Origin of the sequence: Streptomyces sp. NPDC005794 (genome assembly GCF_042871445.1) — a bacterium.
Taxonomy (GTDB): Bacteria; Actinomycetota; Actinomycetes; order Streptomycetales; family Streptomycetaceae; genus Streptomyces.
Map to the genome: position 1 here is coordinate 276,596 of NZ_JBIAIN010000006.1, position 21,029 is coordinate 297,624.

The 21,029-nt window shown below is 69.2% G+C and carries 13 protein-coding genes and 1 pseudogene; 10 read left to right on the top strand and 4 right to left on the bottom strand.

The window, feature by feature from the left end; genetic code table 11:
* Positions 1-340: 340 nt before the first annotated feature.
* Positions 341-979, bottom strand: coding sequence for a TetR/AcrR family transcriptional regulator C-terminal domain-containing protein (locus tag ACFYQ5_RS12460; RefSeq protein WP_389196774.1), 639 nt, complete (start codon positions 977-979; stop codon positions 341-343).
* Positions 980-1,042: 63 nt separating this feature from the next.
* Between ACFYQ5_RS12460 and ACFYQ5_RS12465 the strand changes: the two genes are divergently transcribed.
* From ACFYQ5_RS12465 to ACFYQ5_RS12490, 6 genes are all read left to right on the top strand, one after another.
* The gene (locus ACFYQ5_RS12465; RefSeq protein WP_389196776.1) at positions 1,043-2,005 is read left to right on the top strand and encodes a zinc-binding dehydrogenase; all 963 of its coding nucleotides are present in this window, start codon (positions 1,043-1,045) and stop codon (positions 2,003-2,005) included.
* A 39-nt stretch (positions 2,006-2,044) separates the two neighbouring features.
* The gene (locus ACFYQ5_RS12470; protein ID WP_389196778.1) at positions 2,045-3,256 is read left to right on the top strand and encodes an FAD-dependent monooxygenase; all 1,212 of its coding nucleotides are present in this window, start codon (positions 2,045-2,047) and stop codon (positions 3,254-3,256) included.
* A gap of 5 nt (positions 3,257-3,261) precedes the next feature.
* Entirely contained in the window at positions 3,262-4,461 is a 1,200-nt protein-coding gene (locus ACFYQ5_RS12475) for an FAD-dependent monooxygenase (RefSeq protein WP_389196780.1), read from the top strand.
* Positions 4,462-4,890: 429 nt separating this feature from the next.
* Positions 4,891-5,370 carry a transposase gene (locus ACFYQ5_RS12480; RefSeq protein WP_389196902.1) on the top strand — a complete coding sequence of 160 codons (480 nt, stop codon included), beginning with the start codon at positions 4,891-4,893 and terminating at the stop codon, positions 5,368-5,370.
* 239 nt (positions 5,371-5,609) lie between these two features.
* On the top strand, positions 5,610-5,978 hold the full coding sequence (locus ACFYQ5_RS12485; protein WP_389196782.1) for a beta/gamma crystallin domain-containing protein: 369 nt from the start codon (positions 5,610-5,612) through the stop codon (positions 5,976-5,978).
* Positions 5,979-6,142: 164 nt separating this feature from the next.
* On the top strand, positions 6,143-6,340 hold the full coding sequence (locus tag ACFYQ5_RS12490; RefSeq protein ID WP_389196784.1) for a hypothetical protein: 198 nt from the start codon (positions 6,143-6,145) through the stop codon (positions 6,338-6,340).
* 67 nt (positions 6,341-6,407) lie between these two features.
* Here the strand turns inward: ACFYQ5_RS12490 and ACFYQ5_RS12495 are convergent.
* Positions 6,408-6,938: pseudogene (locus ACFYQ5_RS12495) on the bottom strand (transposase family protein); the annotation flags it as partial.
* A gap of 283 nt (positions 6,939-7,221) precedes the next feature.
* Between ACFYQ5_RS12495 and ACFYQ5_RS12500 the strand changes: the two are divergent.
* The 3 genes from ACFYQ5_RS12500 to ACFYQ5_RS12510 all read left to right on the top strand — a co-directional run bounded on the left by ACFYQ5_RS12500 (position 7,222) and on the right by ACFYQ5_RS12510 (position 16,915).
* The gene (locus tag ACFYQ5_RS12500) at positions 7,222-8,325 is read left to right on the top strand and encodes a serine/threonine-protein kinase (RefSeq protein ID WP_389196785.1); all 1,104 of its coding nucleotides are present in this window, start codon (positions 7,222-7,224) and stop codon (positions 8,323-8,325) included.
* 98 nt (positions 8,326-8,423) lie between these two features.
* Positions 8,424-11,426, top strand: a complete 3,003-nt coding sequence (locus ACFYQ5_RS12505; protein ID WP_389196787.1) for an SNF2-related protein — start codon at positions 8,424-8,426, stop codon at positions 11,424-11,426.
* Complete coding sequence (locus ACFYQ5_RS12510; RefSeq protein ID WP_389196789.1) at positions 11,423-16,915, top strand: hypothetical protein; 5,493 nt, start codon at positions 11,423-11,425, stop codon at positions 16,913-16,915. The genes ACFYQ5_RS12505 and ACFYQ5_RS12510 overlap by 4 nt, the downstream gene beginning before the upstream one ends.
* Positions 16,916-16,959: 44 nt before the next feature.
* On the opposite strand, the gene ACFYQ5_RS12515 is transcribed toward ACFYQ5_RS12510, so the two are convergent.
* Together ACFYQ5_RS12515 and ACFYQ5_RS12520 are read right to left on the bottom strand one after the other, a co-directional pair.
* On the bottom strand, positions 16,960-17,145 hold the full coding sequence (locus ACFYQ5_RS12515) for a DUF397 domain-containing protein (protein WP_389196790.1): 186 nt from the start codon (positions 17,143-17,145) through the stop codon (positions 16,960-16,962).
* Positions 17,142-18,050: a helix-turn-helix domain-containing protein gene (locus ACFYQ5_RS12520; protein WP_389196792.1), complete on the bottom strand. Its 909-nt coding sequence runs from the start codon at positions 18,048-18,050 to the stop codon at positions 17,142-17,144. The genes ACFYQ5_RS12515 and ACFYQ5_RS12520 overlap by 4 nt, the downstream gene beginning before the upstream one ends.
* A 523-nt stretch (positions 18,051-18,573) precedes the next feature.
* Between ACFYQ5_RS12520 and ACFYQ5_RS12525 the strand changes: the two genes are divergently transcribed.
* Positions 18,574-20,754 (top strand): DUF4157 domain-containing protein, encoded by a 2,181-nt coding sequence (locus ACFYQ5_RS12525; protein ID WP_389196794.1) that lies wholly within the window; start codon positions 18,574-18,576, stop codon positions 20,752-20,754.
* Positions 20,755-21,029 lie beyond the last annotated feature (275 nt).

Genomic DNA, 21,029 nt, shown 5'->3' on the forward strand with positions numbered 1-21,029 from the left:
TTGTTGAGGGTTACTGACGGGCTCCGGTTCGCCAGGGTTGTCGGCGGGAGTGGGTCCGGTGCCCAGCGGTCCCCGGTCCGGTCCGGCCTCCCAGCGGTCCTGGCGGGGCGGGCGGTTGAGGGGTTCGGTCAGCCAGCCGGCTCAGCCCCCGCAGCCACCGTACTCAAGGGAGCTCACTGCGTTGTCGTAGAGGAACAGAAGTTCCTGCTTCTCACCCGGCGGGATGGTGTAGTGGTAGCCGCGGTAGTCGGCATCGGTGTAGACGCACTGCAGACGGGTGGCGCGGCGCTCGTCGAGGCCGCGGTGCTCGCGACGGTGCTGGTGCGCAGGCGCGGGTGAGTCACGCGTCCAGCCGGGCGGCGATCCCGTCGAGGACCATGCCGAGGTGCCGTTCGAACCGCCGGTCGCCGTCGTCGTGGAGGTGCCCGGCCTCCTTGACCAGTGCCGCACCTTCGCCGAGCCAGGCTTCGCGCTGCTCGATCGAGTAGCGCGACGGATCGGCCCCGGCGGCCTGGCGCCTCTCCTGCTCCTCGATGACGAAGCCGACGACGAACGCGGTGACCAGGTCGATGGCGTCGTCCGCGTCGGCGGGCTTCCAGCCGGACGCGGTCCAGCGTTCGAACAACGGCTCCTTCATGCGGACCACGTCCGGGTCGGTGATCCGGGTGCCGCTGAAGATGCGGGCCCCGTCGCGGTGGAGCAGGTACTCCGAGCGCAGCGCGCGGCCGTAGGCGGCGAGGTCGTCGCGCCACCCGTCGCCCGGCGGTACCGCGGCGAAGGCGCCGGCCACGCGGCGCATGACCTCGGTGGCCATCTCGTCGAGCAGCTCCTGCTTGTTGCGCACGTGCCAGTAGAGGGCGGAGGCGCGGACGTCCAGCCGGGAGGCGAGCGCGCGGACGGTGAGGGCGTCCATGCCCTGGTCGTCGAGGAGTTCGAGCGCCGCCGTGACGATCCGCTCCCGGGTGATGCCCTTGGTCATGGTTGACACCTTAACGGTGTTCAGGCAGGCTGGCTACAGCATTGAACTTAGTTAAGGAGAGTCATGATGCGTGCTGCAGTCGTCACCGCCCCCGCTGCGTCGCCCGTCTGCGCCGACTTCCCCGAGCCGACAGTCCCGCCCGGTTCCGAGCCCCTGCACCTCGTCGGAGCCGGCCTGCACAACGTCGTGCGCGGGCTGGCCACCGGGCGGCACTACGGCCGCGGCCGGATGAGGTATCCGCTGGTGCCGGGCATCGACGCGGTCGCCCGCACCGGCGACGGGCGATTGGTCTATACCGGGTACGCGCGTCCGCCCTTCGGGACGATGGCCGAGCGGCTGGTCGCTCCCTTCCAGGCGGAGATTCCGGCGGGGGCGGATCCGCTCGCGATCGCCGCGGGCATGAACCCCGGCCTGTCCGGCTGGACGGTCCTGACCGCGCGGCGCAGGGAAGTGGGGGCGTTGGGCACCGTGCTGGTGCTCGGTGCCACGGGGATGTCGGGCAGCCTCGCCGTGCAGGGGGCGCTGGCGCTCGGGGCGGAGCGGGTCATCGCCGCCGGGCGCGATCCGGAGGCGCTGGAGCGGCTGCGCGGCGCGGGAGCGACGACCGTGTCGCTGGCCCACGACGGGCCCGACGGCCTGGAGCAGGCTCTGGCTGATGCCGTGTCCGAGACGTCGCCCGGTCTCGTGCTGGACTACCTGTGGGGGCCCGTCGCCGAGGCGGCCTTCGCCGCGCTGGGCCGCAGCGGCGAGGACACCGAGGCGAACACGTCCTACGTGCAGATCGGTTCGCTCGCGGGCGTGGAGGCATCGCTGCCCGCGGACCTGCTGCGCAGTCGGCGGATCCGGATCACCGGAAGCGGCGCCGGATCGGTGTCCCACGAGGAGATGCTCGCCGAGGCGCCCGAGGTCATGGCCCGGTTCGCCGACGGGTCCCTGCACCTGCCCTACACCGCGTTCCCGCTGAGCCGGGTCGGTGAGGCATGGGCGCACACCGGCCGCAGCCGCGTCGTCGTCGTGCCGGACTGAGCCGTCCACCAGTCGATCGTAATCAGAGAGGGGAGAGTCATGCAGAAGAGGGCTTTGGTAGTCGGGCTCGGGATCGCGGGGATGTCCGCGGCGATCGGGCTGCGCCAGGCGGGATGGACGCCCGTGATCGTCGAACGGGCGCCCGAGCGTCGGACCTGGGGGTACTACATCTTCATGTTCCACGAGGGTTTACAGGCCGCGGCCGACCTGGGGATCGCCGACCACCTGCACACCCGCAACCCGGAATGGAGACCGGGCGGGAACTCGTGGTCGGTGGATCGCCGGGGCAGGCGCAAGCCGGCTCTGGGACTGCTGGACGCGCCCAGCGGGCTGGCATCGGTGCTGCGCAGCGACATCGAGGCCGCGCTGTGGCAAGGCATCGCCGCGAACGGAACCGAGGACGCGGTCGAGGTGCGGTTCGCGACCACTCCGGTCGAGATCACCGAGGGCGCCGACGGGGTGCAGGTCCTGCTCGAGGACGCCGGCGCCGGGAAGCGGTACCGCGAGGACTTCGATCTCGTGGTCGGCGCGGACGGGATGCGCTCGAGCGTGCGCCGGATGGTGTTCGGCCCGGACGAGGACTACATGGTCAACTGGAAGGCGATGATCTGCGCGTTCCAGCTGAAGGAGCAGGTGCCCTCCTACGAGGCGAGCGACAGCATCCTCGTCGCGCGCCCCAAGCGTGCGGTGTGGGTGTTCGGACTCGCCGACCACGCGCCCTGCGCGTGGCTGACCTACCGCACCGAGGACATCCCGGACCGGTTCACCGGGTCGGCGATCGAGCAGCTGCGCGCGGTCTTCTCCGGGATGGACGACGACCCCGTGGTGCGCCACGTCCTGGACTCCCTGGAGGAGGCCCCTGACCACGTGTTCGACTCGATACACCAGGTGAAGATGGACCGGTGGAGCGCGGGTCGGGTCGTGCTGGTGGGGGACGCGGCCTGGTGCATGAACACCTACTCGGCGATGGGCTCCTCGTCCTCGCTGCGCGGCGGCGCCGCACTGGGTGTGGCCCTGCGGGAGCACCCCGACGACCTCGCCGCCGCTCTGGCGGCCTATGAGACGGGCCTGCGTCCCTACATCACCAGGCAGCAGCGCTCCGCACGGGCCAAGCAACAGAGGTTCGTCCCGTCCAGCCGGCCGGTCGAGGTGCTGACTTCGGTCGTCCTCGAACGGATCCGCAAGGTCGTCCACCGCCGGATGACGGCGGAGTACACCGCATCGTCGGCCCTGTCCGGCACGGCGCGGTGACGACCATGCGGAAGAGGGTGTTGGTGGTGGGGCTCGGGATCGCGGGGATGTCCGCGGCGATCGGGCTGAGCCGGGCCGGTTGGACGCCGGTGATCGTCGAACGGGCGCCGGAGCGGCGTACCGGGGGCTACTTCGTCGGGCTGTTCCCGGAGGGCCGGCAGGCCGCGGTCGACCTGGGGATCGCCGACCACCTGCACACCCGCAACCCGGAACGGGAGGCGGGCGCGAAATCGTGGTCGGTGGATCGTCGGGGCAGGCGCAGGCCGGCTCTGGGATTCCTGGACCAGCCCGGAGGGCCGGCAGCGGTGCTGCGCGGCGACATCGAGGCCGCGCTGTGGCAGAGCATCACGGGCATCGAGGTGCGGTTCGCGACCACTCCGGTCGCGATCACCGAGGGTCCTGCCGAGGTGCAGGTCCTGCTCGAGAACGCCGACACCGGTGCCCAGTACCGCGAGAGCTTCGACCTGGTGGTCGGCGCGGACGGGATGCGCTCGAGCGTGCGCCGGATCGTGTTCGGTCCGCACGAGGACCACCTGACCACGTGGAACGCGATGATCTGCGCCTTCCAGCTGAAGGAGCAGGTGCCCACGTACGAGGCGAGCGACAGCATCATCATCGCGCGCGACAAGCGGGCGGTGTGGGTGTTCGGGCTCGCCGACCACGCGCCCACCGCGCTGCTGACCTACCGGACGAGGGACATCCAGGAGCAGTTCAGCGGGTCGCGGGTCGAGCGGCTGCGCGCGGTCTTCTCCGGGATGGACGACGACCCCGTGGTGAGCCACGTCCTGGACTCCCTGGACGAGGCCCCTGACCACCTGTTCGACTCGGTGCACCAGGTGCGGATGCCGCGATGGAGTACGAGGCGGGTCGTGCTGGTGGGGGACGCGGCCTGGTGCATGAACCTCTACTCGGGCATGGGCGCCACGTCCTCGCTGCGCGGCGGCGCCGCACTGGGCGCGGCCCTGCAGGAGCACCCCGACGACCTCGACGCCGCCCTGGACGCCTGGGAGGCCGGGCTGCGTCCGTTCATCACCAAGCACCAGCGCTCCGCGCGGCTCAAGCAGCAGATGTTCGTACCGTCCAGCCGTCGGGCCGAGGCGCTGCGCTCGGTCCTCGTCGGTCTGGCCCGCAGGATCCGCGGCCGCCAGCTGGCGACGGAGACGGGCGGGCCGCAGGCCTTGGCGCCGTCCGGCACGTCGCGGTGACGACGGTGTCCGCGTCGACGAGGGACGATCCGTGACGCCGGAGCCTGGTGCGCTACGGGCATCGTGGTGGCCCGGGGGGCTTGCTGACGGATTCGGCCCTGCCGAAGATGCGGGGGATGCTCGGTCTGATCCTCTTCCCGCTCGTGCACGGCAGCCTGACCTACGGCCGGCGCGGCGCCCTGAGGTTCTTCGCTGCGCGGACCCGGTGGCGTTCGCGTTCGAGGATCTGGCCCCACGATGGGCCGCGTCCGGCTGGCCGTCGCGCTCGGCGGTGCCTGCCTGGCCGACGTCGGCCTGCCGCGGGCCGGGCCGGGCGTGTTCGGTCCGGTGGCCTTGGACCCGACCGTCTCCCGTCTCATCGGCACACTCGCCGGCCCGCAGAAATCGGACCAGCATAACGAGGAGACATCCGCATCGGCGTCAACAGTCATGGTCTCGCATCTCAGGCCTGCTCGCCCTTATTTCCTGCCCCCCGGTCATTTCCCCGAGGAAAGAGGGCATTTCCTGGGGCAATGCGTATCGAGAAGTGAAAGCAACAGGCCAAGCCTAGGTCGCCGGGTGGCCGTCAACGAGGACCAGGCCCGGGCGCGGCTGACGGACTTCGATGACAAGTGGGGCAAGCGCTACCCGTCGATCGCCGGCACCTGGGAGCGGGCCTGGAGCGAATTCGTGCCCTTCCTCGGCCTGCCCGACGCAATCCGGCAGGTCGTCTACACCACCAACGCGATCGAGTCCCTCAACGCCCGCTACCGGCGTGCGGCCCAGGCATGCGGACACTTCCCCAACGAGCAGGCCGCCCTCAAACGCCTCTACCTCGCCACCCTCGCCCTCGACCCGACCGGCCGAGGCCGCCAGCGCTGGAACAACCGCTGGAAGAGCGCCTTGAACGAGTATTTTCACGCGGCGTGAACCGGTCGGCCGCATAGGGGCCCGACGCGCCAAATGCCGGGGCCATTACAGGCCACCGGTGGCTCCGGCGCGACCTCAGCACAACCCCAATGCCCTTGCGGAAAACCGCCGTTGACAATCATAGGGCCATGCTTTTAGCGTGGAAATCGCATACTGGCAGGCGAAACACCCGTCAATTTTGTTGCGCCACGACGAGCTCTCGCCGGACGGCCGGTACCCCAAAAAAAAGGAGTCAGAGGATGCTGTCCAGGAAACTGCGTCTCGCCCTTCCAGTAGCCGCGGCCGCCGTCATGGCCGTCGTCATACCGGCCGGAACAGCACATGCCATCGACAAGGTCAACTGCGGCCCGTCCGACTATCTGCGAGCCGATGTGCACGGCCAGGACTACATCGGCTCTTTCAACTTGAGTTTCTGCTTCGCCAACAAGGGCACCTACAACTTCGCAGCGAGCGGGCCGGGCACCGCCGTGTGGGTCGACAAGATCTCCACCGGAAACAACAGGGTCACGTACCACGACGTGAACGGGACAACCGTCACCTACCCCAAGCACTACATCATCACCTTCCCCAACAGGCCGCCCCACGTCGACTGGATCGAAATCCTGTAACGGAGGCGTGCCGCTGCCGGCTTCGCTCACCCCGCTACCCGGCAGCGGTACCCGTTCAGCGTGAAGTCGTGCGACACCGGGCCGCCTTCGCGAGTGTGCCTTCGTAACAGAACGCGACGCAAGAGGACGATACTGCGGCGCACTCATCGAGAAACGAGGAGAAAATGCTGAAATCGCTGGTGCGCAAGAACCTGGCCATTGGGCTAGTGATCACGGCCGTCATCACGACGCTGTCGGTGGTTGTGGCGGACGACGGCAGCAAGATGGAGGAATTCAGGATGTCGCTGATGGTGGGCTTTTTGGTGACGGGGGCGGTGACAGGGGGTACCTGGTTGCTGCAGCGGAAACGTTCGGCACCGTGACGGGCGTTGGAGCACGGGCCCTGCACGTGCCGGCGCTCCAACGGCATCACCTTGTCAGTGAGCACTTTCAGCGTTGCCTCTCCAGGGTGAGGACGGCAGCGGCGATGACCGACATGCGGTGGGGGCTGCAGCGGCTTCGGCGGAAGATGTGCCAGGACTTCAGTCGCGCGACGCTTCGTTCGACGGGTGCTCGTGCTGCTGACAGGGCCCGGTTGATCGTCCGCTGGGTGGGGTTGAGGTCTTGGTGCGGAAGCCGTCTGATCGGCGTGGTCACCCAGGGGCCAGCTCCGATGTAGGCGTGGTCGGCGAGGATCGGGACGCCCTGGCGTTCGCAGATCCGGATGATGCGGTGGGTGCGGGCCGCGGTCAGGTCGTGGGTGCGGCCGGGAAGGGCGGGTGAGATCCACAGCAGCCTGCCCGTGGGATCGGCCACGACCTGCACGTTCACCCCGTGGCGGCGGTGCTCGTGCGAGAAGTCGGCCCGGCTGTCACCGACCCGGTCGCACTCGGCGAGCGTCCCGTCGAGCAGGACGTGCTCGGGGTCGGTCCCCCGCAGGACCCGCAGCAGGCCGGGCGCCCGGCGGGAGAGGTGGCCGGTGCCCTGCCCGTGCCCGACACGTGCAGCGCCGGGCATTCCGTCCTCAGCCTCTGGAACCGGCAGTCTCCCAATCGACGGGCCGTGAAGAGATTCTCTTGGAGTCGTCATCCGTACCCCGCTGACCTGCGGAACACATTCAGTGGGCGTTGAGTGGGAAGGCCGCCTCCCAGTAGTTCGTGCGCCGCCAGGCACTCGCAGCGATGTCCCGCAACTGGGGCCCCGCCGCGAGCCGCCCGTATATCCTCGACATCCCGCTGCCAGCGCCGAAGGAGAGGCCGTCACCGTGGAGCCACTGAGCGGCCAGGATCCGGCCCGGATCGGCGGCTACGTCCTGCACGGGCGCATCGGTGCCGGCGGCATGGGCCTCGTCTATCTCGGTGAGTCCGAGGCGGGCCACCTGGTTGCCGTGAAGGTGATCAGACCGGCGGTCCTCGACGAGGACACCCGTGCCAGGTTCGTGTCCGAGGTCGACAGCCTCAAAGTGGTGTACGGCCCGTGCGTCGCCGCGTTCGTAGCGGCCGACGCCCAGGCGGACCAGCCCTGGCTCGCCGTCGAGTACGTCGCGGGACCCGACCTGCGGACGTACGTGACCGGGCACGGGCCACTGCCCCTGGCCGAGACCGCCAGCCTGGGCGCCTTGCTCGCCGAGGGGCTCGGCACCATTCACGAGGCAGGGCTGCTGCACCGCGACCTGAAGCCGCAGAACATCCTGCTCGCCGAGTACGGCCCCAAGGTCATCGATTTCGGCCTGGCCGTCCTCGCCGAGCGGCGTTCCGTACTGACCGCCACCGGAGTCGTCGTCGGCTCGGTCCTGTGCATGCCGCCCGAGCAGGCTCGTGGCGAGACCGACCTCGGCCGTGGCGCCGATGTCTATGCCCTCGGCGCCTGTCTGCTCTACGCGGCGACCGGACACTACCCGTACACCGGGCCCAGCTGGCAGGCCGTCGCGTTGCGCATCGAGGATCCCGCCGCCGAGCCCGATCTGACGGGGCTGGCACCGGAGTTGAAGCCGGTGATCGCCGCCATGCTGGCCAAGGACCCGGCCGGCCGGCCCACGCTGGGGGAGGTCACCGGGCAGCTCGCGGATGTCATCAGGGGCCTCGGTCTCACCCCGGGAGAAGCCAGGCGCAAGCTCACCGCCCGCACCCCGGCGGTGCCGCTCGACATCGCACCGCTCCCGCCACCCGTGGACCCGGCATACACGCCGACGGTCGTCGACGTGGCCGCCGATGCCGACGAGGCCCTCGGTCCTGAACCGGAGGACGCGGTGCCGAGCCCCGCTGCCGAGCGGGAGCGCAGCGCAGCAGGAGCCGGCGTCCGTCTGACCGCCCCGCTACGGATTGCCGAGTCGCTGCGCGCCGCCTACTCCCGTGAGGCCACCTTCTGAGGATGTGCGGGAGCCGTCCGGCGCCCCTGCCCGCGTGAAAGACTCGTGAAGCACAGGGGGACCAGCCGACCGACACGCATCAAACGAAGGAATCACGGGTGACAGACCAGGGGGAGACCCGGTACCCGGCAGGCGCGCAGATCCATGTCCGCGACGAGGAATGGCTGGTCAGAAGCGCCCGGAGTACCGACAGGGACGGCGACAGGATCGAAGCCGTCGGGGTCTCGGAGTTCGTACGGGACGAGGAAGCGGTCTTCTTCACCGAGATCGACGACGTCGAGCTCGTCGACCCCGAGAGGACGAAGCTCGTCCCCGACACATCTTCCTACTTCCGCAGCAGCCGTCTCTTCCTCGAGGCGGTCCTGCGCAAGACCCCGCTCCCGCAGTCCGAACGGGGTCTGGCCCTCGCCGACCGTTTCCTGCTGGACCCGCTCAGCTACCAGCAGCGCCCCGCCGAGCTGGCCCTCTCCATGCGGAACCTGCGCCCCCGCATCCTGATCGCCGACGTCGTGGGTCTGGGCAAGACGCTCGAAATCGGTCTCACTCTTGCCGAGCTCATCCGCCGCGGACGAGGCGAGCGCATCCTCGTCGTCACTCCGCAGAGCGTGCTGGAGCAGTTCCAACACGAGCTGTGGACCCGGTTCTCCATCCCCCTCGTACGCCTGGACTCCCTCGGCATCCAGCGGATCCAGCGCGAGATCCCGGCCGGCCGGAACCCGTTCACGCACTACAAGCGCGTCATCATCTCCGTCGACACCCTCAAGAACATCGGCCAGTTCCGCCACCACCTGGAGCGCATCCAGTGGGACGCGGTGGTCATCGACGAGTCGCACAACCTGATCAACCCGGGCAGCCAGCGCCGGGCCCTCGCCGAGATTCTCGGCCCGCGCACCGACGCACTGCTGCTCGCCAGCGCCACCCCGCACAACGGCGACAAGCAGTCCTTCGCCGACCTGGTCTCCCTCCTCGACCCGGCGGCGATCGTCGACGCGAACGACTACGACCCGGAGAAGGACCTCGGTCACCTCTACATCCGCCGTACGAAGATCAGCCCCGAGGTCCGTGACCAGATGGGCGACGAGTGGGCCGACCGGGGGCCCACCCACTCCGTGCACTGCGCCGCCACCGAGGCCGAGGAGCGGATCTTCGCCGAACTGACCGAGCACTGGCTGCCGGCCCCGCCCACCACGGTCGAATTCGGCACAGCCGACCAGGACCGCGCGTCCGTGAGCACCGACCCGCTCTTCGCCCACAACGTCCTCAAGACCTTCCTCTCCTCCCACGTCGCACTCGGCCGGATGGTCACCAACCGCAGCGACAACCTCACCGCGAAGGCGGCCAAGGACGCGAAGGACGGAAAGCGCCACGACCCCGCCCTCGATCTCGAGCAGGAGGCCCTGGCCCGCCTGGCCGCGCTCACCGACTCCATCGGCGACGGCAGCGCACCCGGCGACTCGGCCAAACTCGACGCGCTCGTCGAGCAGTTGCGACAGATCGGCGTCCGCCCCGGCAGCAAGAAGCGCGCGGTGGTCTTCTCCGAGCGCGTCGAGACCCTCAAGTGGCTCGCCCGCGTCGTGCCCGCCCGCCTGGGCTTCCCTGCGGACAGCACCCCGGCGGAGACATCCGCCGGTACGAAGAGCGATCCGGCCAAGCGCTTCCGCAAGCCCGTCCTCCTCATGCACGGCGGACTCGTCGAGCTGGAACAGCAGGCGATCCGCGAGGCGTTCTCCCTCGCCGACCACCCGGTGCGGCTGCTGTTCACCGGGGACGTAGCCTCCGAGGGTGTCAACCTGCACCGCCAGTGCAGCGACCTGATCCACTACGACATCCCCTGGTCCCTGATCCGGATCGAACAGCGCAACGGCCGCATCGACCGGTACGGGCAGCGCGTCCAGCCGGAGTTCCGCGCCCTGATCCTCACCTCCGCCGTGCCCGGCGCGAAGGACGACCGTACGGTCGCCGAGAAGCTCCTGCGCCGCGAGGAAGAGGCCCACAAGCTCAACGGCACGGCGGAAGCGGAGACCGGCTACTACCGGGCCGAGGAGGAGGAACGCCGCCTCATCCGCGAGCTCGTGGAGGGCGGCAGCGTCGAGGACTTCTTCGACGCCGCCCCGTCCGCGGAGGACGACGGCATGCTCGCCGGGCTCTTCGGCCAGGTCGACACGATCACCGATCAGGAGCTTCCGGCACGCGCCGAGCTTCCCAGCCTCTTCGAGGACACCGCGGCCTTCGTCGACACCGCGCTCGCCGAGGTCTTCGACGAGCAGGCCGACGAGCGGATCGGCCTCACCCGCAGCAAGGACGCCGACGACCGGCCGTATCTGTCGCTGTCCCCGGCGAAGGCCCCGGACCTGCTGCGCCGCCTGAAGGCCCTGCCGCCCTCCTACCTCAAGGAGCAGGGCGTCGCCGAGCGGATGCTCCTGACCTTCGACCGGGAGCTGGCCGACCGCAAGCTCACCGACGCCCGGGAGAGCTCGGACACGCTCTGGCCCAACGTCTCCTTCCTCACCGACATCCACCCCGTCGTGGAGTGGCTGACGGACAAGGTGCTGGTGGAGTTCGGCCGCCAGGAGGCCCCCGTCATCACCTCGCCGGACACCAGGCACCCCACCTTCCTCGTCCAGGGCATCTACTCCAACGCACTCGGCCGTCCCACGGTCGTGAAGTGGATGGCCGTCACCGGGCTGCCCAGCACCCCGGTCGTCACCTCCATGTCGGACGCGCTGCGCGCCGCGGGGGTCGGGCCTCGGCTCGCCGTCACGGGCGGGCCCCGTGACCGCGACCGCCTCCAGTCCCTCGTCCCGGACGCAGTCGCAGCGGCCCGCGCCCACCTGGAACGCACGAAGGACGCCTGGGCCGACCTGATCAGCCAACCGCTCGCCGACTACCGCAAGCAGCTCGCCCGATGGGAGAAGGACTCGCTCCTGCCGGGACTCACCAGCCGCAAGCAGCGCCAGGTCGAGAAGACAGCCGACGACCAGGCCCACCTCCTCGACCAGTTGCAGACGACCGGCCGCCCCCTGCTGCGGGTCCTGGCCGTCCTGGACCGGCCCGCACCGAACGACAGCCCCGAACCGGCGGACAGCGGAGACCTCACGTGACGTACGACTCCCTGGTCAACCAGGGCGACTTCCTCTCGGCCCACTACCTGGCCGAGGTGCTGCCCAAGGACCTGAAGGCCAAGGACGGGCTCCTCGCCCGCTGGGCCGCCGCCGAGGACGAGGCCCGCCGTACACACGCGGCGGCCGTCGCCGACGCCAGGCGCCTGGGCGAGGACCCCGCCACCGTCCCGCCGCGCACCCGTACGCCCCGGGAGGGCCTGCGCGCCCTGCACGGACCGTACTTCGCCTCCCGCGCGGACTTCGAAAAGGACGAGGAGGCCCTCGGCCGGCCCGACGCGGTCGTCCCCGCCGACTGGCCCAAGCGTGTCACCGGCCTGCATCTGGAGACCCTGCGCGCACTCGGCTTCACCGAGGCCCACGAGCAGACGCACACGGTGCACCGCTCCGAGCGCGAGTACACCCTCACGGTCGCGCACCAGGAGCCCGGCATCATCGCCGTCTCCTGCGGCTGGACCGCCCACCCCGACGCCGCCCTCGACCCGGAGGGCCCCGGCCGGCTGCTGCACCCCGTCGCCCTGGAGGCCTCCGGGTCCCTCACCGACGGCAAGGCGCTGGCCGACTTCCTCTTCGAGTGCGAGAACCCCCCGCGCCACGTCCTGCTCCTGGTCGGCGGCGTGATCGTCCTCGCCGACCGGCTCACCTGGTACGAGGGCCGCTACCTCGCCGCCGTCCTCGACGAAGCCCTGGGCCGCCGCGACGACCGCAACGGCGGCGAACTCGACACACTGGCCGCACTGTTCGGCGCCGACTCGCTGCGTGTCCCCGCCGAGGGCGGTACCGCCCCGCTCGCCGACTTCGTCGACAAGTCCGGCAAGCACGCCGTCGGCGTCTCCACCGAACTCCGCGAAGGCCTGCGCCTGTCGGTCGAGTGGATCGCCAACGAGGTCCTGGAACGCCTCAAGGACCCGAAGAACGGCGTCACCGCCGCGCAGCTCGACGACCCGGCGCGCCTCGCCAAGGAGCTCAGCCGGGAGTCGCTGCGCTACCTCTACCGCATCCTCTTCCTCCTGTACGCGGAGGCCCAGCCCGCCCTCGGCATCCTGCCCGCCGACTATCCCGAGTACGACCGAGGCTACGGCCTCCAGCGCCTCGGCGACCTCGTCACCCGCGACCTCATCGGCGAACGCTCCCGCAACGGCTACCACCTCTACGAGTCCCTCGACCTGTTGTTCCGCATGGTCGAGAAGGGCCACCGCCCCTACGGCACCGAGCCCGAGGACATCGAGGCCGAGGGCGCGCTCCAGGAGGCCACCGCCATCGAACGCGAGGCCGACGACCTCCTCGCCGCCTCCGCGATCACCCGGACCGAGTACACCGAACGCCTCGGCGACGCCGCCCGTCTCCGCCGCACCGCCGGCCGCAGCGCCGACGAGGGCCTGCGCTTCGAACCCCTGCGCTCGGACCTGTTCGCCGAGAACGCCGTACGCCTCATCGCCGACGGCCAGGTGGAGAACCCCGCGTACGACCCCGCCGCCCCGGACTCCAAGCGCGGCCGCCACCTCGACACCCGGCTGCGCAACGAGACCCTGCACAAGGTGCTGCGCCGCCTGATGCTCACCAAGGGCAAGGGGAAGGAGCGCGGCGGCTTCATCTCGTACGCCCAGCTCGGCATCAACCAGCTCGGCGCGGTCTACGAGGGCCTGATGTCCTACACGGGCTTCATCGCCGTGGAGGACCTGTACGAGGTCGCCAAGGGCGGTGACGCGTCCGGCGGCAGCTGGATGATCCCGGAGTCGAAGGTCCACGAGTACGAGGACGACGTCTTCGTCCGGCGCGTCCGCGACGAGACCACCGGCCACCTCGAACGGGTCGTCCACCGCAAGGGCTCCTTCGTCTACCGCCTCGCGGGCCGCGACCGGCAGACCTCCGCCTCGTACTACACCCCGAAGTCCCTCACCGAGGTCACGGTCGAGCTGGCCCTCAAGCACCGCCTCGACCAGGACGGCACGACCACGAAGGCGCGCGAGCTCCTGGAGTGGAAGATCTGCGAACCGGCCCTCGGCTCCGGCGCGTTCCTCAACGAGGCCATCGACCAGGTCGCCGCCGAGTACCTGCGCCGCCGCGAGGGCGAACTGGGCCGCCGCATCGACACCGAGCGCCGCCAGATCGAGCTCCAGAAGACCAAGGCCTACGTCGCCCTGCACAACGCGTACGGCGTCGACCTCAACGCCACCGCCGTGGAACTGGCCGAGGTCTCCCTCTGGCTCAACACCATGCACCCGGGCATGCGGGCCCCCTGGTTCGGCCTGCACCTGCGCCGAGGTAACTCCCTGATCGGCGCCGGCCGCAAGGTGTACCAGGCCAAGGACCTCCACAAGGGCGGCTGGCTCGCCAAGAAGGACGCCCTCTCCCCGGACGAACTCCCCTTCCGCGACGGCGACCTGCCCGAGGGCGCCGTGCACCACTTCCTGCTCCCGGCCGTCGGCTGGGGCGCGGTCGCCGCCGAACCGGAGGCGAAGAAGCTGGCTCCGGACCAGGCATCGGCGCTCGCGGCCTGGCGCAAGGGCATCCAGAAGTCCCCGAAGGGCACACCGTTCGCCGAGCGGGAGGACGAGCCGGCCGAGGCACGCGGCAAGCGGTACGCCACGTGGCAGAAGCGCAACCGCGACTCGGAGGCCGGACGCCTCCAGCGGTTGGCCCGCACGACGGAGTTCCTGTGGCGCATGGTCGCCAAGCGCCTGGAACTCTCCGAGGACAAGATCGCCCGCCGCATCGACGTCTGGGGCGCCGACTGGCTCGACCAGCCGGACCAGGCCGTCGACCGCCAGCGCGTCCTCGACGACCTGACCGCGACCGGTACCCCGTACTGGCGGCTGAAGAAGGTCATGGACGCTTGGTGCGCGCTGTGGTTCTGGCCGTTGGACAAGGTCGCCGAGCTCGACGGCACGGCACGCGCGTACGAGGTCGGGGGCGGCGTCGTCAGCGAGGCCGACCTGGCCGCGCTGCTGGGCGGGACCCCTGCGTCCCGGACGGCGGAGGCGGTCGCGCCGGAGCCGACGGACGGCCCGGCGCCGGGGGACCAGGGCTGGGAGAAGGTGTCCCTGTTCGGGGAGCCCGTCGAGGAGGAGCGGAAGCAGCAGCCGCGCCCGTCCGGGCAGCGGCGCGGCGGCAGCCGCCAGTCCCGCATCCCGACGAACCGCTGGCGCGACACCATTCCGCTCAAGTCCCTGGCCGACTGGCTGGACTTCCTGGACTGCCTCCTCGGCACCCACGAGGTCCCGGAGGGCTCGTTCCTGGACGCCATCGAGGACCTGGACGTCCTGACGACGTACGAGAAGGACCTGGTCGCGGTCCTGGGCATGGACGAGGCCCAGCACCTGTCGGGACGCTTCCCGTGGCTGGGCGTGGTGGAGACCATCGCCGGCTCGACGGAGAAGGACATACAGGCGGAGGACGGGCACGGCTTCTTCCACTGGGAGCTGCACTTCGCGCATGTGTTCCGGGGGAAGGGCGGGGGGTTCGACCTCCAGGTGGGGAACCCGCCTTGGGTGCGGCCCCGGTGGGAGGAGAACCCGATCCTCGCCGAGCACGAGCCGTGGTTCATGCTCACGGAGAAGCCGGCGCGGGCGGAACGCAATCGGAGAGCGGATGAGCTGCTGGCCTCCGACACGGTACGCCGCACGTTGCTCAGCGAGCTCTCCTCGCATGGCGGAACAGTCGCCATGCTCGGTTCGGAGCAGATGTATCCGCTTCTCAAGGGGACTCAGCCAGACCTGTACCGGGCCTTCATGTGTACGGCTTGGACGCACACGGGGCACGACGGCACGGTGGGCCTTGTCCATCCGGACTCGCACTTCAGCGGGGACAGGGAAGCGAAGCTTCGAGAAGCGGCTTATGAACGCCTCATGATCCACGGCGACTTCGTGAACGCTGGTAACCGCTTCTTTCCGCCCCCGGTTGGACGGTCCAGCCACTTCGGTGTACACGTCTATGGACGAGCGGGAGAGATCGGTTTCGATCACCTTTCGTGGTTGTTCTCCGTGGACGCCCTGCGCCGGTCGGCCGACGACGACGGCACCGCGCCGGATCCGGGGGTGCGTTTCGGTAGCAGTTGGGACGAGCGACCGCACCTCAAGCGCATTGTGCGGGTCACCGAGGAGACCTTGGCCGAGTGGCAGAGGCTGACCGGCGACCAGAATCAGCCGGTACGGCAGGCCCGGTTGCTGTCACCAGTCAGCACGGCAGAGGCGCAGGCCATCCAGGCGCTGGCCGACTACCCGGTGCGGCTGGGTCCTGACCCGCAGATCACACGTGGGTACGACGAGAGTGGGTCGAAGGCCGCCGGGCTCATCGACTACAACCTCCCGGGCGAGAACGGCGAGCGGCATCTGCCGGCCGACTGGTCCGAGGTGATCCTCAAGGGACCGCAGATTGGGCTGGCGAACCCGATGTTTAAACAGCCGAGCCAGGGTGGCGGCGAAGTGCTGGGGTTGAACCCGCAGACCCTAGCCGACGACGCTGTGCCGGAGTCCGAGTACGTCTATGTGGCTGAGGAGAATGTCTACAAGGGCGAACGCGACCGTTGGATAGACCACCGTTGGCTGGCGGATCTGCGTGCCTCCGAAACCGCAGCGCGCTTGGCGCGGGCCGAAGTCGCCGAGTTTCGAGCGGTGACAGAGGAAGAAGTTACGGATTCGGAGGTTGACCTGTGGCTGACCGGGTGGGCACGTCGGCCGTACACGGACTTCTTTCGGGTGGCCTGGCGGGAGATGATCGCGCCTGACACAGAGCGAAGCCTCTACGTCGCGTTGATCCCGGAAGATGTAGCACACGTACTCCTTCTTCAAAGTGCTCACGCAGGGAGTGAGAGTCTGACGGTGCTGATCGCTGGATTCTGGGCCGGTCTGCCAGTGGATTACCTCCTTCGAACGACGGGCGTCGGTCATCTGCAGAAAGCTCCCGCCCGCAGGATGCCCGTGCCATCGATCGGACACCCACTGGCGTCCGCGCTGTTGCTTCGCACTTTGCGGCTCAACTGCCTGACATCGGCCTATGCCAACCTGTGGGAAAAACTGTATGACTCAACCTGGAGGGCCTATGAGCCGTGGGCTCTCGACTGGTCTGACCTGCAGCCGCTTCACCAGGTAAGTTCCGAATGGGAGCGCGATACTCCCTTGCGCACGGAGCGAGCGAGGCGTGCCGCACTCGTCGAAATTGATGCCCTTGTTGCAGTGTGGCTTGGGGTGAGCGCGGATGCCTTGGTGGCCATGTACAAGTCCCGCTTTCCGATCATGCAGGACTTCGACGACGTCACTTGGTTTGATGCGAACGAGCGCAAGATCGCAGGAAATCGCTACACCTACGGCTTCGGGCAGACTAAAAAGCACTACGAGGATCTACTGGCCTTCAACAAGGGAGAGCGGACCGAGCCGCCCGAGGGCTATACCGCACCCTTCTACAAGGCCGACCGAGAGGCCGAGATGCGGGCCGCGCACGCCTACTTCACCCAGCGGATGAAGGACGCCTGAGAGAGCGCCCCGGAGCCGGACTCGAACCGGCAGGGGGCGCTCGATCAGGCCTGAGACGCGTACGAGACGAAGCTCGCCCACGCTGTGGGTGCGAGGGCGAGCTGAGGGCCGTTTTCGACCTTTGAGTCCTGGACGTGGACGGCGTCGGGGGCGGTTGCCACCTCGACACATGAGTCTCCGTCGCCACCGCTGTAGCTGCTCTTGTACCAGGCCAGTTCTGTAGTGCTCATGTCTCTCCTCGTGTACGCCACAACAGGCTCAGAGAGTCCTCTGGGGTGAGAGCCTGTGACCGCATCCTGGCATACCGCATATGGAGCTCACTGACCACTTTGGGATCCGAGATGAACTGGCCACTCTTCTGACCTTCGACGTAGCCCAGCCAACGGTGGTCGCCCGTCTCGACCAACTGCATAGGACCGTCCAGCCCCGCATGATTGTCCCGCACGAGCGGCATCACCTGGATCTCGATGTTCCTCAACTCTGCAAGCAGCAGAACGTGATCGATGAGTTCCCGCGTCACGTCCGCCCCGCCCGTACGTCGCAGGAAAATGCCCTCCTCCAGAATGAAGCTGTACGCCGTGTTCGGCCGCTCCCGCAGTAACCGCTGCCGCTCCAGCCGGGCCGCCAGCTGCGCCTCGATCTGCTCGTCGCCCAACGGCGGCAACTGGTTCACGAACAGCCGTCGCGCGTAGGCCTCGGTCTGCAACAGCCCTGGGATCAGCCGGCACTCGTACGTGTAGAGGCTCACCGCCTCCTGCTCCAGCCGCGCCCACTGCCGGAACCAACTCGCCAGCCCCGGCCGCCGCGACAGATGCCGCGCCGCACCCCGCAGCGCCCCGAACGCGTCCAGGACCTCCTCCGCCCGCTCGACGAACTCCGCTGACGGAAACCGCCGCCCCTGCTCGATCGACCCCACGGTCGGCACCGAATACCGCACCCGCGCCGCGAACTGCTCCTGCGTCAGGCCGGCCCGTACGCGGAAAGCTTTCAGAACCTCCCCGAACGCCTTCAGGCTGTCCGAACCCTCCGGCTCCACCGCGCCGTTGCCCGCCGCACCCCCACAGGTGCCACCCGTAGCAACCGTCACTTCGCCCAACCGGCCCACCTCCACGTACTTTCCCGCCACCCCACCCATGCTCACGCATCGTCACAAGCGATGTCCACTCTCCGCACTCGTACGCTCACCCAGCGTACGAGTCGCGGATCTGGCGCACCGGCGTATGCCCGACTCTCATGGGGTGATCGCATGCATGACACCCCGGAAGGCGCTTCGGCGGCGGGTCGGTGTCGTGACTGCCCGTGCCGCGAATCGTTGATCTCGTGACCATGGGCAGGCAGATGAACGGCTTGGCATACGCCTGTGCCGTGGCCTGCCGACTGGGTAATCTCAGGAAAGGGGGTGAGTCGTGGACGTCGAAGTGAAGGTCGAGGGGCAACTCGGCGGCATCACGTTGTCGGCCCTGCAACGTGCTCGGAGGACTCAATCGCCTACTGAAGGCATGAGGAGGGGCGGGTAACGGCCCTGGGATTCGGAGAGTCGCCGATCTCACGGGGCTGGTGGACCTGCGGGGAAAGGCCACCCCGTTCTCACTGTTCGACGAGACGCGAGGCCTGGACGCGTGGGCATGGTCTCGGGGATATGGCACGGGAGGAAGATCATGCACGCGAACGGCAGCGCAAGGAGCACCGAGGCGGAGAGCAGTCGGTCATCGGCCCACAGGCCGACGGGCCGCGCCGCTCCACCGCTCCCCGCGCTCTTAGCCCTCCAGGGAGGCATCGGCAACGCGGCGGTCGTCCAGATGCTCCGCCGGGCCGGACGTCCCCCGGCCCAGGACGGGCACCGGCACGGTACCGGCTGCGGTGACCAGCAGGCCGCCCCATCCCTGCAGCGCTCCACCGTTCGCGATGTCCTGCGCTCCCCGGGCCGTCCCCTCGACGACACCACGCGTACCGAGATGGAAGCCCGGCTCGGCGCGGACTTCTCCCAGGTGAAAGTGCACAGCGACGTTACGGCCCGACGCTCGGCGGCAGAGCTCGGAGCCCGTGCCTACACCTCGGGAGAGAGCATCGTCCTCGGTGCGGGAGGCGCCGACAGACATACGCTGGCCCACGAGTTGACGCATGTCGTCCAGCAACGGCAGGGCCCGGTCGTGGGCAGGGACAACGGCGAGGGACTCCGGGTGAGCGACCCCTCCGACCGCTTCGAGCGGGCGGCGGAGGCGAACGCGACACGGGTCATGGCAGGGCCTGTTCCGAAGGACACCGGGCAACCGGAGCCGGAGCACAACCACACGCCCGCGCCCGGACACGCCGGCCCGGCCGGCGCCACGGCCGTGCAACGCGCCGTCGGCTTCGAGTTCGAGGTGTCCTGGAACGTACGAAGCGTCACGGGCGATTCCGCGGACGTCCTCCAACAGCGCCTGCGAGACCGGGAGGCGCTGATCGACGCCGGAATCCTGGAATCCTTCCTGTATCCCCTCTCGATGTACCACGCGCGTCTCTCGGAGGCGGAACGAGAGCAGGTGAGAGGGGACGAGGGAGCGGCGCTGAGGGCTCAATGGCTGGCTCCCGGCGGCCTTCTGACGCCGGCCGGGCAGGCGCGTTACGACGCGCTCGAGGTGACCGCGGCGGAGCGCGATGCGTTGACGAGCACCCTGATGACCAGGAACAAGGTGTCGGAGAAGCCGGTGGAGGGCGAGAACCTCGGCAAGGGCCGCGAGGACGGACTCGTCGTCAAGGGTACGCAGTTCGACCTGACGGCCGACGCCAGCCCGACCGGCGGCTCCAACCTGGAGTGGGTGACCGACCCTCTCAAAACCCTCGCGGAGGTCGACTCGGTCATGGACGACGTGACCGCGATGGCGGCCTATCTCGACAGCCGGGTGGACGACACGTACATTCCCTCCGAGCACATCACCGCGGGCCGGGGTGTTCCCCAGCCGGACCTGCGGATCTACCCGGACGGGAAACCGCTGAGCCCCGCACCGCAGGCGACGTTCGGCGCGACCCTCGCGCAACTGAGCACGCTGATCAAGTACCTGGAGCGGCGCGTGCCCATGAACATGAAGGAACGCATGCCCTTCATCCGAGAGGATCTGGTCCAGGGCCGCAGTCAGGCAGCGGCCGACCTCACGACGGGCGGCTTCCCGCCCGGCCTCGGCGAGCTCCCGGCCGCCCGGACCGGCGCGAAGAGGGCGATCCAGGCGCTGCTCGGCCTCGAGCCGCGGAAGACCGACGTCAGTGCGCTCACCGGCCTCGTCATGCACCTTGCCGCCTATCTGCGCCAGGGAATGAACATGCAGGGGGACAACGCCAAGACGATCGCCGGCGCACTGATGGCCCGCACGGACTTCGCCCACGCCTTCAGCCTGCTGCCGACCGACCTCAGAGACCGTTTCCAGGCGAACGCGGCCGAGTTCACCAACCTCGTCCTGGACGCCGCAGGCATGGTCGACACAGGGAACGCACCGGTATTCGCCACCCCGGTCAGTCGTGGTCTCGCCGGCGATCGCAACCCGACCACCATCACCCTGACCCGCTCAGCCTGGCTGAACGGCATCGCGGCCGGCCACGACCTGCTGAAGCACTGGGACCACCTGACTGTGCCGGAGCGGGGAATGGTCGACCCGGACAGCGCGGAAGGGGTGCACAAGTCCCTCGGCGCCCTCGGCAGCGAGCAGAACCTCGTCGGCCCGCAGAACGACCAGGAAGCGGTCGTCTCCGAACTTCGCCGTATGAATGACAGAATGCGGACGGCGGATATGAAGCCGCTCGCCATCGCCGTCTTCTCCCTGATCGAGCAGCTCAACGCCAACGAGTCCCCGACCTACAAGAGATGACGAGCGGCCCTCGGAACAGCGTCGCCGCGCACGGAGTGAAGCAGGCCTACGACCTGCCTCCGGAGCGGAGGAGGTGGGGGCCTGGGCTGTACACCCTCGGCTTCGAGACCGGACCCATCCATGGCAGTCTCCAGCGCCCTTCCTGTCGCTCACGACCCGGATCTGCGCGATCGCCTGAACGACCTGCAGCGCCAGCTGCAAACGACGCCTCATGCCGAAAGGGCCGGTGAGCGGCCGGAGCTGCGTACCATTCCTTGCGCCCAGCTCTCAGGCGG